This is a genomic window from Mycolicibacterium sarraceniae (assembly GCF_010731875.1).
Taxonomy (GTDB): Bacteria; Actinomycetota; Actinomycetes; order Mycobacteriales; family Mycobacteriaceae; genus Mycobacterium; species Mycobacterium sarraceniae.
In genome coordinates, this window is sequence record NZ_AP022595.1 from 950,943 (window position 1) to 963,660 (window position 12,718).

15 protein-coding genes and 1 tRNA gene are annotated in these 12,718 nt (G+C 65.5%); 9 read left to right on the plus strand and 7 right to left on the minus strand.

Annotated features, from left to right (window positions below; translation table 11 throughout):
• The first annotated feature begins 61 nt into the window (after positions 1-61).
• Together G6N13_RS04990 and G6N13_RS04995 are read left to right on the plus strand one after the other, a co-directional pair.
• A complete protein-coding gene (locus G6N13_RS04990; RefSeq protein WP_163695052.1) occupies positions 62-808 on the plus strand; it encodes a hypothetical protein in 747 nt (248 codons plus the stop codon).
• A gap of 45 nt (positions 809-853) precedes the next feature.
• Positions 854-925 (plus strand) — tRNA-Thr (locus G6N13_RS04995).
• 505 nt (positions 926-1,430) lie between these two features.
• Here the strand turns inward: G6N13_RS04995 and G6N13_RS05000 are convergent.
• Entirely contained in the window at positions 1,431-1,943 is a 513-nt protein-coding gene (locus tag G6N13_RS05000; protein ID WP_163695053.1) for a hypothetical protein, read from the minus strand.
• Here G6N13_RS05000 and G6N13_RS05005 point away from each other — a divergent pair.
• Positions 1,924-3,216 (plus strand): cadherin-like domain-containing protein, encoded by a 1,293-nt coding sequence (locus G6N13_RS05005; RefSeq protein ID WP_163695054.1) that lies wholly within the window; start codon positions 1,924-1,926, stop codon positions 3,214-3,216. The two genes, G6N13_RS05000 and G6N13_RS05005, sit on opposite strands and share 20 nt — an antisense overlap.
• Before the next feature lie 145 nt (positions 3,217-3,361).
• Here G6N13_RS05005 and G6N13_RS24280 read toward each other — a convergent pair whose 3' ends face one another.
• From G6N13_RS24280 to G6N13_RS05020, 3 genes are all read right to left on the minus strand, one after another.
• Complete coding sequence (locus tag G6N13_RS24280; protein ID WP_179965082.1) at positions 3,362-3,673, minus strand: GAP family protein; 312 nt, start codon at positions 3,671-3,673, stop codon at positions 3,362-3,364.
• A 10-nt stretch (positions 3,674-3,683) separates the two neighbouring features.
• Entirely contained in the window at positions 3,684-4,985 is a 1,302-nt protein-coding gene (locus tag G6N13_RS05015; protein WP_163695055.1) for an ammonium transporter, read from the minus strand.
• Between the two features lie 87 nt (positions 4,986-5,072).
• Positions 5,073-5,573: a DUF427 domain-containing protein gene (locus G6N13_RS05020; protein ID WP_163695056.1), complete on the minus strand. Its 501-nt coding sequence runs from the start codon at positions 5,571-5,573 to the stop codon at positions 5,073-5,075.
• A gap of 265 nt (positions 5,574-5,838) precedes the next feature.
• Here G6N13_RS05020 and G6N13_RS05025 point away from each other — a divergent pair, with 265 nt between their 5' ends.
• Complete coding sequence (locus G6N13_RS05025) at positions 5,839-7,407, plus strand: LCP family protein (protein ID WP_163695057.1); 1,569 nt, start codon at positions 5,839-5,841, stop codon at positions 7,405-7,407.
• Between the two features lie 60 nt (positions 7,408-7,467).
• Positions 7,468-7,719, plus strand: coding sequence for an NAD(P)-binding domain-containing protein (locus tag G6N13_RS24885; protein ID WP_235677937.1), 252 nt, complete (start codon positions 7,468-7,470; stop codon positions 7,717-7,719).
• Here the strand turns inward: G6N13_RS24885 and G6N13_RS05035 are convergent.
• Positions 7,702-8,532 carry an SDR family oxidoreductase gene (locus G6N13_RS05035; RefSeq protein ID WP_163695058.1) on the minus strand — a complete coding sequence of 277 codons (831 nt, stop codon included), beginning with the start codon at positions 8,530-8,532 and terminating at the stop codon, positions 7,702-7,704. The two genes, G6N13_RS24885 and G6N13_RS05035, sit on opposite strands and share 18 nt — an antisense overlap.
• Before the next feature lie 471 nt (positions 8,533-9,003).
• Here G6N13_RS05035 and G6N13_RS05040 point away from each other — a divergent pair, with 471 nt between their 5' ends.
• Genes G6N13_RS05040 through G6N13_RS05050 form a run of 4 tightly spaced genes read left to right on the plus strand, consistent with a single transcriptional unit; the run spans position 9,004 to position 11,505 of the window.
• The gene (locus G6N13_RS05040; protein WP_163695059.1) at positions 9,004-9,387 is read left to right on the plus strand and encodes an intersectin-EH binding protein Ibp1; all 384 of its coding nucleotides are present in this window, start codon (positions 9,004-9,006) and stop codon (positions 9,385-9,387) included.
• 29 nt (positions 9,388-9,416) lie between these two features.
• The gene (locus tag G6N13_RS05045; RefSeq protein WP_163695060.1) at positions 9,417-9,848 is read left to right on the plus strand and encodes a hypothetical protein; all 432 of its coding nucleotides are present in this window, start codon (positions 9,417-9,419) and stop codon (positions 9,846-9,848) included.
• Between the two features lie 31 nt (positions 9,849-9,879).
• Positions 9,880-10,044, plus strand: coding sequence for a hypothetical protein (locus G6N13_RS24080; RefSeq protein WP_170310435.1), 165 nt, complete (start codon positions 9,880-9,882; stop codon positions 10,042-10,044).
• A gap of 3 nt (positions 10,045-10,047) precedes the next feature.
• A complete protein-coding gene (locus tag G6N13_RS05050) occupies positions 10,048-11,505 on the plus strand; it encodes an alpha,alpha-trehalose-phosphate synthase (UDP-forming) (RefSeq protein ID WP_163695061.1) in 1,458 nt (485 codons plus the stop codon).
• Between the two features lie 3 nt (positions 11,506-11,508).
• On the opposite strand, the gene G6N13_RS05055 is transcribed toward G6N13_RS05050, so the two are convergent.
• Both G6N13_RS05055 and G6N13_RS05060 read right to left on the minus strand, forming a co-directional pair.
• Positions 11,509-12,432 carry a 3-oxoacyl-ACP reductase gene (locus tag G6N13_RS05055; protein WP_163695062.1) on the minus strand — a complete coding sequence of 308 codons (924 nt, stop codon included), beginning with the start codon at positions 12,430-12,432 and terminating at the stop codon, positions 11,509-11,511.
• A gap of 13 nt (positions 12,433-12,445) precedes the next feature.
• Positions 12,446-12,637 (minus strand): ferredoxin, encoded by a 192-nt coding sequence (locus tag G6N13_RS05060; protein WP_163695063.1) that lies wholly within the window; start codon positions 12,635-12,637, stop codon positions 12,446-12,448.
• Positions 12,638-12,718 lie beyond the last annotated feature (81 nt).

Here is a 12,718-nt window from a genome sequence, read left to right on the forward strand (position 1 = left end):
CGTTCGTCCGAGATAACCGATACCACCGGTCACAAACTTCCCTCGCTCTTACACTTGTGCGATGGATTTGGCGAAAACCCTGGTTGAGATGGCCACCACACCGGTACGGATGGGACTGGCCGCGGCCGAGGCGGGGCTCGATGTCGCCAAAGCGGGCATTGACCTGACCAAACGGACCCTGGGCGAGACTGGGATGTCGGCGTCGCCGAACTCGGTGGCCCAGATGTTCGGCCTGGAAGACACCATTGCGCGGGCGAACAAGCTGGCACAGTTGCTGGACGACGACGCCCCCTTGGGACGGGCACTGACTCCCGGTGGTCCGCTGGATCGGCTGATGCGCCCGGGCGGGCTGATCGACCGGGTGACCGCCCCGGATGGGGTTTTGGACCGGTTGACCGCCGAAGGTGGCGGCCTGGAACGTGCGTTGGCGCCGGGTGGGCTGGTCGATCAGCTGCTCGACGAGGGCGGGCTGATCGAGCGGATTCTGGGCGAGGACGGGCTGGCCGACCGACTGCTGGCCGAGGGTGGCCTGGTCGAGAAGCTGACCGCGCGCAACGGCCCGCTGGAGCAGCTGGCCGATGTCGCCGACACGTTGAATCGTCTGGCCCCGGGGCTGGAGGCGCTGGCGCCGACGATCGACACCCTGCGCGAGGCCGTCACCACGCTGAGCCTGGTGGTCAACCCGCTGAGCAATATTGCTGACCGGATTCCGATCCCGGGCCGCCGACGCGGATACACCGCCCCACGTCCCGTCAGCTCCGAACGCGTGCGCAGCGACCGGTTGGTCATCGACGACGACGAGCAATAACTTCGCTAGTCTGTTAGACGTGTCGGACCTTCAGTGCCGACCAATGCCTCCTTAGCTCAGTGGTAGAGCAACATACTTGTAATATGTAGGCCATCGGTTCAATCCCGATAGGGGGCTCGCTATTCTGGGCTATACACGCAGGTAAAGGGCTAGTTTAAGACTCCAATCACCTGACGCCATCCGGGTTACCACAGTCTAGGCCGTCTTTCCAGCAAACAATCTTTAACAGGATTAGCGGTCGGCGTGACGTTGCCTGCGGTAGTGGCGGCCAGTTCGGCGATTCTTGGCCCTGTATGTCGGCAGCTGGCTGTCACCGTGCCGGTGAGCCCGCCGACGTCCCTGGCGCTCGACCGGGCGAAGTCAGGCGGCCGAAATCGCACCGGGACCACTACTCTGCCCGAACAGCCGGTTGCCCGATCTGCTTGCCCGGGGTGACTATCACGCTCACTTCGCCCGTAACCATTCCCTCTGAGGCCCGAATAAGCTTAAGATTCGCTGAGACAGCAAACGGGCGTCCGGCCGCATCACCGGTTTGACGCCTCGAGCGGGGAGTTTGCCTGAAGTTCGCCAACTTCACCGGCAATTCGGAACTGCGCGAAGGTGGTGCGTTAATGGCGAACGTTCAACGTGGTGCAAGGGCAGGTATCGCTGCGCTCGCACTGGGATTGTCACTGGCCGGCCCGGTCGTCGCAGTTGCCAGCGCCGACGACGCCGACCACAGTTCGTCCTCGAATTCGGGTAGTTCGGCAACGTCGAACACCGGATCGTCGAAGAAGGCCACGAGCAACCCCGCTCGTGGCCCGAAGGCCCCGTCTTCGGCGGCGGCGACAGCGGCGGCGGACGGCACCACCAGCAAGTCGACCTCTTCGAAGAAGACCGTCGCGCCGTCGACGGCATCGGACTCGCTAGCGGCCGCAGCATCGTCAACAGCCTCAAGCCTCGGTTCGACGCATCGGCCCGAGGTGAGTGCCCGACGGACTGCCGGCACGACGATCACGTCGAACAAGGCGGCCGCCGACAGCACGCCCGCCGATGAGCAGACGGCCACACAGTCGTCGACCGAGAACACGACCAGCACCCCGGTGGCGGCCACCAACACAGCCCAGATCACGGCGGTGAAGGCGACCGCTGGCAAGTCCGCCTCCGCCAATGCCGATCCGGTCACCGCTCTGCTGAACGCCATCCAGAATTCCTTCGCCGGGGCGTCGCTCCTGGTCCGGCGGACGTTCTTCAACGAGGCCCCCACGGTCAAACCGGTGCAGATCACTCCTGAGCAATCGACGGGGCCGATCACCGGCGACATCGGGGCGACTGATCCCGAGGGCGACCACCTGGTCTACAAGATCACCCAGCAGGCGCACTACGGCACGGTCGTCCTCAACCCCAACGGCACGTACACGTACACGCCCGATGCCGACACACAAGGTGACATCGTCGATTCGTTCGTCGTCTCGGCGACCGACACCGGGCCGCATATCAACCTGCTCAATTGGTTCCGGGGGACCAGCAGCTACGGCGCCGGCGCGGTCTATCAAGACCCCGAGGGCGACGCCAAGCACATCACGTTCACTTTCACCTATGGCGATGGGTCGCAGTTCTGGTCCAGCGCGGCGCGGGCCGAGCTGGCGGCAACCGCCATCTACCTGTCGAGCTATTTCGAGCCGACACACGACGTCGATATCACCTATAAGGTCACCGGCCAGTACTCGCTGATGGGCGGGACGCTGGCGTCAGCCGGCAGTGATCTGACCGGCGATGGAGCCGACTTCTACGACACCGTGGTCCAGCACAAGATCTTGACCGGCGTCGACTCCAACGGGTCGGCCGCCGACGGCACGATCGACTGGAACTTCGGCTACGGCTGGGGCTACGGGGAAACCGTGCCCGGCGGGAGTTACGACTTCCAGTCCACCGCCCTGCACGAGTTGATGCACACATTCGGCTTCATCTCCGTCATCGACAGCGCCGGCAACAACACCGTGCCGACCTGGACCAAGTTCGACAAGAACATCGTGAACCAGGACGGTGCCTCGGTGTTCGACGGCACCACCTTCAGCACCGCCTACAACCCGAATCTGACCGGCGGAAACGGCGGACTGTACTTCGGCGGTCCGGGCTCGTATGCGTATGGGGCGAACAACAACAAGCCGGTGCCGCTCTACACCCCGAATCCGTGGGAGTCGGGCAGCTCGATGTCACACCTGGACGACGATTTCTTCACCGGCTCCATAGAAAAGCTGATGAACGCCGCATCCGACACCGGCCGCGGTGTCCGGGTACTCAGCCCCATTGAGATCGCCATCATGAAGGATCTTGGCTACACCATGGTGTCGCAATCCACCGGCGCCGCAGTCCTACTCATCGCGATGGTGCTGTACCGCCGCCGGAAGGCGGCGGTAGCCCGCTAGTTCTTACTGCTGGGGCAGGATGCCGTCAGCGGCGTTCTGGTTCTGGTTGAAGGCCCGCGGCGGCAACAATTGCCGCACAGCCGGCAGTCAGTGCGATCTGACGAGAAACCGGGACCGAGCGATTGCCGGTGGCATATCTGGCGCCCTAATCGCCAACCGCGGTCAGGATCAGTACCGCACCGATGACCACCAACGCCACCGCACTGATCTCAGCCTGGCGACGCTGGATCCAGGACCGCAACCGGTCCAGCAGGTGGTCAAGGCGCTTGGCCGCCACGACATGAGCGAGCACCGGCAGCGCCGTCATCGACCCCGCCAGGCCGACAACCCAGCCGGCCGCGAACGACACGCCGGCCACTCGGGGCCGTGTGGAGTACAGCACCAACAACAGCGCGGGCAAGACCGACACCGGCGAGAGGGCGACCACCAGCGCCAGTGGAATCAGCTCCGCGGACACCGACGCCAAGTCACTCCTCGTCGGAGGTGTCGGGCCGCGGGCGCTGATCACCGAACAACGGCCGTCGCAGCGGCTGGTGCCCGTGAACTCCCTCGGCATATGCGGATTCGGCGTGCTGGGTGAAGTCCACCCCCGCGGTCTCATCCTCCGGACTGAGCCGGAAACCGATCGTGCGGTCGATCAATTTGGCCAAAGCGAACGACATGATGAAGGCGTAGGCCGCGACCACGACCATCGCCAGGGCCTGCTTGCCCAGCTGAGCAAACCCGCCGCCGTAGAACAGCCCCTCCGGTCCGCCGGTCATTACCGCGGTGGCCAGGAAACCGATCAGCAGCACGCCGACCACGCCGCCGACGAAGTGCACCCCGACCACGTCGAGTGAATCGTCATAGCCGAACCGGAACTTCAGCCCGATCGCGAAGGAACACACAATGCCCGCGGCGAGCCCGACCACCGCGGCGCCGAGGGTGTTCACCGTGCCGCAAGAGGGGGTGATGGCGACCAGGCCGGCGACCACGCCGGAGGCAGCACCGAACGTGGTCGGACGCCCGTCGCGGATCTGCTCGACGGACAGCCAGCCCAGCATGCCCAGGCAGCCCGCCACCAACGTGTTGAGGAAGATGGCCGCCGCAGTACCGTTGGCGGCCAGCGCGGATCCGGCGTTGAAACCGAACCAGCCGAACCACAGCAGCCCGACACCCAGTAACACGAAGGGCAGGTTGTGCGGACGCATCGCGTCGACCTTGAATCCGATGCGCGGCCCCAGCACCAGAGCCAGGGCCAGGGCGGAGGCCCCGGACACGATTTCAACGACCAGCCCCCCGGCATAGTCCAGCACGCCGAGCTTGAACAACCAGCCACCTGGCGCCCAAACCCAGTGGGCCACAACGGCATACACCACGATGGACCAGATGGGCACGAAGATCATCCACGCGGCGAACTTAGCCCGGTCAGCGATCGCACCGCTGATCAGGGCGGCGGTGATGATCGCGAAGCTAAGCTGGAAGGTGGAGAAGAGCAGTTCGGGAACCGAACCGTGCACTGTGCTCGGGCTGATCCCGGTCATCCCGATGTGCGACAGATCGCCGATGAACCCACCCATGCCGGCCCCGGAGAACGCCAGGGTGTAACCGAACAGCAGCCAGGCCACGGTCACCAGCGGGATCGCGATGAAACTCATCATGATCATGTTGAGCACACCGGTGGTGCGGACCATGCCGCCGTAGAAGATGGCCAACCCGGGGGTCATCAACAAGACAAGTGCTGTGCTGGCCAGCAGCCACGCGGTGGCGGCGGGATCGATCGCATTCAAAGCCGGCTCCTTCGACGGTCCGAACGAGAATGTCGGCGCAAAGTTTCGGCGATGCGGCGATTGTGTTTCAGGCGTGTTTCGCGGACCTCACCACCCCATCGAGCCGGGGATTCCCTTGAATGGACCGACGACCCGGCTGGTGATCCAGCCGCCGTAGAACCCGCCCGGTTGGGGCATGACCGTCTCGCCGTCGACGGCGCACCGGTCGACCATGCTGGCCATCACCGCGATGGCGCCGGCGATCTCGGCGAACGGAGGGGTCGGCCGCGGATAGGTCCAGGCCGCCCTGGACGCCACCGCGTCGCCGGCCACCAGGTCGTAGTAGCGCGCCTGGCCTTTCCATTCACACATCGACGCTCCCGGCGCGTCGCGCAGCACACCGTCGGCGAAGGCCTCGCGAGGCAGGTAGTAGGTCGGCGGATGGCTGGTCTCAAGCACTCGCCAGCTTCGGGTGGTGGACGCAATCACGCGGCCGCCGAGTTCGACCGTGATCGCGCCGTCGAACCGCTCGAGGCGCGGCGGGCGCGGGTAGTCCCACACTGATTCTTGATCCGGTCCGGCTTGTTCCGGTATCGGCCAACCGCTCATCCCTCGACGATACGAAAACGGACCACATGGTGGGCGATTGGTGGCTGATCCCGGCCTGCTGAGCGACTGCTTAGCTCAGCATGTCGACAACGCATCGGAGCCGGTGGCAGTCGCATGGCGCCGGCTTCATCGGCGGCCGCCGCGGCACATCATGCTAAGCACATGCACAGCATAGCGGCACCGTGCGGTGAATACTGCGGAGTCGACCGCACTCAGGCTGCACCAGGCTGGGGCCGCACCAGCATTTGCCCGCATACTGTCGATCATGGATCCGTCGCCGCCCCCGCACGCGGCCGTTGCGGGCAACCGCCATGGCCGCCATCGCGGACGGCCCGGAACCGGGCGGCGGGCGCTACGAATCATCGCCCGGTCGGCGATCGGACTCGCCTCGGTGGTGGTGGTGACGCTGACCGGCCTGGCCTATTCGCAGGCGCACGGGTTGCTCAGTGGCATCACGGTGTCGCAGGCGCTGGGCTCGGACGAGCCGCGCTCCAGCGGCGGCGCGATGAACATCCTGTTGATCGGGCTCGATTCCCGCAAAGATCAGGCCGGCAGCGAACTGCCGGACGAACTCCTGGAGAAGCTGCACGCCGGGGACTCTGACTCAGGCGGCTACAACACCAACACCTTGATCCTCGTGCACATCAGCGCCGACGATCAGGTCGTCGCGTTCTCGATCCCCCGTGACGACTATGTCGCGGTCAGCGGTATCAAGGGCTACAGCCACATCAAGATCAAGGAAGCCTACGGACTGACCAAGTTTCAAACCGAGCAGAAGCTGGTCGACGAGGGCATCAGCGATCGCGCGGAACTCGAGCGCGCCGGGCGGGAGGCCGGGCGCAAGGCGACCATCCGCGCGGTCCGCAATCTGACCGGCCAGCCCATCGACTATTTCGCCGAGGTCAATCTCGCCAGCTTTTACCACCTCGCCGACAGCCTCGGCGGTATCGATGTCTGCCTCAACCACGCGGTCCACGACGACTACTCCGGGGCGAACTTTCCGGCCGGCCGCCAGACGCTGAACGCCGAACAGGCACTCGCGTTCGTGCGGCAACGGCATGGCCTGGAGAACGGCGACCTCGACCGCACCCACCGCCAACAGGCCTTCCTGCTGTCGGTCATGCATCAGCTGCAGGAGTCGGGCTCGTTCACCGACCTCGATAAGTTCAAGCGGTTGATGGGCGTCGCCCGCGAGGACATCGTGCTGTCGCAAGGCTGGGGCGAGGACCAGTTCCGCCGGATGGCCGCGCTGGCCGGCGGCAGTGTCGAGTTCCGGACGCTGCCGGTGGTGCGCTATGACACCATCAACGGCCAGGACGTCAATATCGTCGACCCGAGCAGGATCCGCGCCGAGATCGCCAGAGCAATCGGCGGCGACTCGGCAGCGGCAACCACCAGCGCTGTCCCGCAACCGATCCCACCACCCAACCCGCACACCGTGATCAGCATCGTCAACGCCAGCGATACCTCCGGCCTGGCGTCCCAGGCGGCCGCCCTGCTGGGCAAGCACGACTTCAGCATCGATGAGGTCCGTGACCGCGAGTCCGGTGAACCGATCGACACGGTGATCACCTACGGCCCCGGCGGGCAGACCGATGCGCAGTCGGTGGCCACCGTGCTCGGTGTGGAGAACGCTCCGCAGGCCACCAGCGCGCTGGCCGCCGATCACGTGCGGGTGGTGCTCGGCCAGGGATACGACGTCCCGCAGGAACCGCTGGCCCAGGATGTCGCCGCGACGTCGACGAGCAGCCGCAGCTGGTCCGAGATGACCATCACCCCCACCCCCGACCAAGGGGCCCCGATCGACGGTGGCAAGGTGCCCTGCGTCAACTAGGGCCGGTGCCGCGTCAACTGACCCCGGCGCTTCACCGCCGGCGTCGTCACGCTGGACGTCTTGCGCGCAGGAGTCATCGGACTGGGCACTATGGGTGCGGGTATCGCCGCGAATCTGATCAAGGCCGGCCACGAGGTGACCGTCGACGACCGGTCCAGGCCCAAGGTGGACGCGCTGGCGGCCCAGCGCGCCCGGCCGGTGGCCAGCGTCGGCCTGTCGAAATGTTCGCCGAAGGCGGCGAGCAGCCGCGATTGGTCGGCGATCAGCAGCCTCGCAGCGTGTTACGCCGGAGCCTCAGACCACTCCGCGTAGCGCATCGGCGCCGAACGCGGGCTCCAGCATCGCCGAGTAATCCGGCCCCCGGCGCAGGTTTTGTCCACCGTCGACGCCGATGATCTGCCCGGTGATCCACTGGGCAGCATCGCTGAGCAGGAAGAGCGCCGTGTTGGCGACGTCCTCGACCTCACCGGGGCGGGGCAGCGGCGTGCACTGCGCGTAGTCGCCGCGCAGCTCGGGCGAATCGAGCACCAGTTGCACGAGCTCGGTGCGGATCAACCCGGGCCGGATGCCGTTGACCCGCACCCAGGACGCGCCGAGCTCGTCGGCGGCGAGCTTGATGAGGTGGTCCAGACCCGATTTGGTGACGCCGTACGGCCCGAACCAGCGGTGGGTGTTGCTGGACGCAATCGACGAGATCCCGACGAAGGAGCCGCCGCCACCGCGCACCATCTCGCGGGCTGAGTGCTTCAGCACGTACATCGAGCCGTTGATGTTGAGGTCGACGGTGGCGCGCCACGCCTCGGAGTCCATCTGGGTGATCGGGCCGATGGTCTGGGAACCGCCCGCGCAGTGCACGACACCGTTGAGGCGGCCGTTCCACGCTGTGGTCTCGTCGACGACCGCGGCGATCTGGTCCTCGTTGGTGACGTCGGCGGGTGAATACTTCACGTCGCCGTTCGGTGCGACGGCCTTGATTTCGTCCACGGTAGTGGCCAGCCGATCGGCGTTGCGGCCGACGATCATGACAGTGGCACCGGCCTTGGCCAGCCCCTCCGCCACACCCTTGCCGATACCGCTGCCACCACCGGTGACCAGGTATGTCCGATCCTCGAACGAGAGCTGCACGCCGCACTCCTCACACAACTGGAACAGGTTCTACGTATCGAACCACGGCGCCATGTCGTCGCATAGCGCTCATCCCACTCCTGCGTCACGGGCGGTGCCGGCCGGAATCCACGATCGGCACCAGCGAATATCTGGCGGCGGATTTCGCGGCTTTTTTCGCCGCCCGTGAACGCGCCTGTGCTCGGTCGATATGTGCCCACCCAAACGAGCCCGCTCGGCCATTCCCATGCGGTATGAGTGCCATCACCAATCCGGCGCTGAAGTTACTCCCAGGACGCGAAAGGCGCCATACACTGCCCTCACACGGCCGCTCAGCAAAACTAAAAGAAGGCGCAAACACCAGTCAGTGCATAGGATTGCATCAAGAGCAGCAGGCTCCCGCAGTGCAACCCCGCTCCACTGTCTCGTCCAGTCCGTAGAAACGGAGGGCCGGCTTCGGAACTCCGTCGACTTCTTTAGGAAGTGTGAAGTATGGCGATTACCTCCTCAGTCGGCCGCCGAGTCCTTCTCGCCGGTGGATTCAGCATTGCAATCGCGGCCGCGCCCGCTGTTGCCTTCTTCGCATCGCCTGCAGGCGCGCCGGCGGGCCCCGCCATTGCCTGTCCGGCCGGCGAGTCCGAGGATCTCTACACCGACCAGTGCACGCCGGAAATGGTGCCGAACCAGCCGGGCGGCAACTACCCGACACCGTCGAACGGCGGCAACACATCGTTCTCGATGCCGGGTGACTCCAACAGCCTGCCCGAGGTCCAGGGCATCCCCTGCACGGGTGCCAACACTGGCCAATGCATCGGTCTGCAGGAGAATCAGGCGCCCGCAGTCACTCCGCATTCGAGCATTTCGTCCAGCCCGTAGTAATTCTCGAGGAATCAGGGAGAGCAATGATGCTGGTCCATCCCACCTGGGTGGTAAAGCTGCTGACCGCGAGCGTGTTTGCGCTCGCGGTCAGCGTGGCTCCAATGGCGCATGCCGAAGGCGGAGTACCCGATCCGGGCCCGGGGCCCGGCCCAGTGGCGTCGCAACCGGGTGGAACGGCAGGCTGCCAGTCGGGCGAGTCACTGGATCCGTCCACCGGTGACTGCACGCCGACCATGACCGCGGTGGCGACCACCAACGGTGACCAGGCGTTCGACGACCTGCAGCCGCGCACCACGCAGGACATCACCTCCACGTCCGACACCGGGGTCGGGGCTGACCTCGTGCCAAATATCAACGGCACGCCCTGCACCGGCTATTGGGAGTCAGTGGCCTGCTACGAGACAAGCCAGGACAACGTCGCAGTGCAGCCCAAGTCGACGATCTCGTCGAGCCCGTAACCCCCGATTGCCCCTTCGTTAAGGTTGTGAGATGCCTGCAAAAACTGACCCCCCGGATATCGACGACGTGGAACCCCTGGCCGACAGCACCGCGCGCCAGGCCCGGCGCGTAGTCGCGGCCTATGCCATCGACGCCGACGAGTGTCGGGTCCTCCTCTCGATGCTCGGTATTGGACCATCAAAGCTCGAGGCGTAGCCCGTGTCCGGGAGCAGGAAAACCCGCTCCGGGAATTCTGATTTCGTAGTGGTCGCCAACCGGCTGCCGATCGATATGGAGCGGCTGCCGGACGGCAGCCTCACCTGGAAGCGCAGCCCTGGCGGTCTAGTCACCGCTCTGGAACCGTTATTACGCAAGAAGCGCGGCGCCTGGATCGGCTGGCCGGGCGTCGTCGACGGCCCGGAAGATCCCATCGTCGAGGAAGACCTGCAACTCTTCCCGGTCCGGCTGTCTGCCGAGGATGTCGCCGAGTATTACGAGGGTTTCTCCAACGCGACTCTGTGGCCGCTCTATCACGATGTGATCGTCAAGCCGATCTACCACCGGCAGTGGTGGGATCGATACGTCGATGTCAACCAGCGCTTCGCCGAGGCGACCTCGCGGGCAGCCGCCGACGGCGCCACCGTGTGGGTCCAGGATTACCAGTTGCAACTGGTGCCCAAAATGCTGCGGACATTGCGACCGGATCTGACCATCGGGTTCTTTCTGCACATTCCGTTCCCCCCGGTCGAGCTGTTCATGCAGATGCCGTGGCGCACCGAGATCATCGAAGGCCTGCTCGGCGCGGATCTGGTCGGCTTCCATCTCGCCGGCGGCGCGCAGAACTTCCTGTTCCTGTCGCGACGGCTGGTCGGTGCCAACACCTCTCGGGCCTCGGTCGGAGTGCGGTCCCGGTTCGGCGAGGTGCAGTTGGGGTCGCACACCGTCAAGGTGGGCGCATTTCCGATCTCCATCGATTCCGCCGACCTGGACCGCAAGGCGCGCTCTCGTGACATTCGCCGGCGGGCCAAAGAGATTCGCGCCGAGCTCGGTGACCCCCGCAAGATCCTGCTGGGCGTCGACCGCCTGGACTACACCAAGGGCATCGACGTTCGGCTGAGAGCGTTTTCGGAGTTGCTCGCCGAGGGACGCGCCAAGCGCGACGACACCGTCCTGGTCCAGCTGGCCACCCCGAGCCGGGAGCGGGTGGAAAGCTATCGCGTGTTGCGCAACGAGATCGAGCAGCAGGTTGGCCATATCAACGGTGAATACGGCGAAGTCGGCCACCCCGTGGTGCATTACATCCACCGGCCAGTGCCCCGAGATGACTTGATCGCCTTCTTCGTTGCCGCTGACGTCATGCTGGTGACGCCGCTTCGCGACGGGATGAACCTGGTGGCAAAGGAATACGTGGCCTGCCGCAGCGATCTGGGCGGTGCGTTGGTGCTCAGCGAATTCACCGGTGCCGCAGCCGAACTCCGCCAGGCTTACCTAACCAACCCGCATGACCTGGAGGGTGTCAAGGACACCCTTGAGGCCGCCGTCAACCAGGCCCCTGAAGAGGGCAGGCGGCGGATGCGGGCGCTACGACGCCAAGTGCTCGCCCACGACGTCGACCGTTGGGCAAGAGCCTTCCTCGACGTACTCGGCAACGCCAACAGCAAGGGCGATCCGGACTAGCGGTCAGTCACCCATCAGACCCAGGACACCGAACGTGCGCTCGGGGTCGCGGTCAGCAAAGTAAGCCCCCATGGCGGCACCCAGCGTCGACGGATCCCACGCGGCACCGTCGGCATCGAATCGGTGTTCTGCCGTGGGCGCAGCCACCAGGGTGACCGACGGTCCGTAGACGACGAAGACCTGACCGTTGACCGCCTCCGATGCCGGCGCGGCCAGGAAGCGCACCAACGTCACCACATGTTCGGGCGACAGCGGGTCGATCTCGCCTTCGGCCAGCTCGGGCGCGTCACCGAACACGTCGGCAGTCATCGCGGTCCGCGCCCGCGGGGCGATCGCGTTAGCCCGCACGCCGTAGCGCCCAAGCGCCCGCGACGCCGTAAGCGTCAGCGCCGTGATGCCGGCCTTGGCCGCACCGTAGTTGGCCTGGCCAATCGGCCCGGACAACCCGGCTTCCGATGTGGTGTTGATGATGCGGCCGTAGACCGAGCCGTCCCCACCCGTCCCGGCGGACTTCGCCTGTGCACGCCAGTACGTCGCGGCATTACGGGTGAGCAGGAAGTGCCCGCGCAGATGCACCGCGATGACCGCGTCCCAGTCCTCATCGGTCATGTTGAACAACATGCGGTCGCGGGTGATGCCGGCGTTGTTGACGACGATGCTCAGCCCGCCGAGCCCGTCGGCCGTGGCCACCAGCTCATCGGCCGTCGAGCGCGCGCTGATGTCACCGGCAACCGCCACCCCCTTGGAGCCCGCGGCGCTGATCTCATCGAGAACATCGGATTCATCCAGTGCCTTGGCCATATCGTTGACGACGACCGTGGCACCGGATTTTGCCAGCCCGATGGCCTCGGCACGGCCGAGACCCGAGGCTGCGCCGGTCACCACGGCCACCCGTCCGGACAGATCTGACACGTCTTGTGCAGTCAACTTACGAATACCTCTAGTCTTTGCGGGTCAGGGCGGCGCGGGGGCACTCGGCGATGGATTGCTCGGCTACGTCTTCCTCGTCGCCAGGGATCGGATCCTTGGTGACGACCACGTAGTCCTCATCGTCGAGTTCGAACAGGTCCGGGGCAATTCCCACACAGACAGCGTTACCTTCACAGCGATCACGGTCGACTTCCACGCGCATGACAACCTCCTTGCCGGACTAACCCCGCGGGCGGGGGCCTGTGCAGCACCACGATACGACCAGATCATTCGAAACCTGGCG

Excerpts from the sequence above, each read along its gene's own strand:
- G6N13_RS24080 (WP_170310435.1), top strand. The coding sequence starts at position 9,880 with ATGCCTGCAAAAACTGACCCCCCGGATATCGACGACGTGGAACCCCTG.
- G6N13_RS05040 (WP_163695059.1), top strand. The coding sequence starts at position 9,004 with ATGGCGATTACCTCCTCAGTCGGCCGCCGAGTCCTTCTCGCCGGTGGA.
- G6N13_RS05020 (WP_163695056.1), bottom strand. The coding sequence starts at position 5,573 with ATGAGCGGTTGGCCGATACCGGAACAAGCCGGACCGGATCAAGAATCA.
- G6N13_RS05045 (WP_163695060.1), top strand. The coding sequence starts at position 9,417 with ATGCTGGTCCATCCCACCTGGGTGGTAAAGCTGCTGACCGCGAGCGTG.
- G6N13_RS05025 (WP_163695057.1), top strand. The coding sequence starts at position 5,839 with ATGGATCCGTCGCCGCCCCCGCACGCGGCCGTTGCGGGCAACCGCCAT.
- G6N13_RS04990 (WP_163695052.1), top strand. The coding sequence starts at position 62 with ATGGATTTGGCGAAAACCCTGGTTGAGATGGCCACCACACCGGTACGG.
- G6N13_RS05060 (WP_163695063.1), bottom strand. The coding sequence starts at position 12,637 with ATGCGCGTGGAAGTCGACCGTGATCGCTGTGAAGGTAACGCTGTCTGT.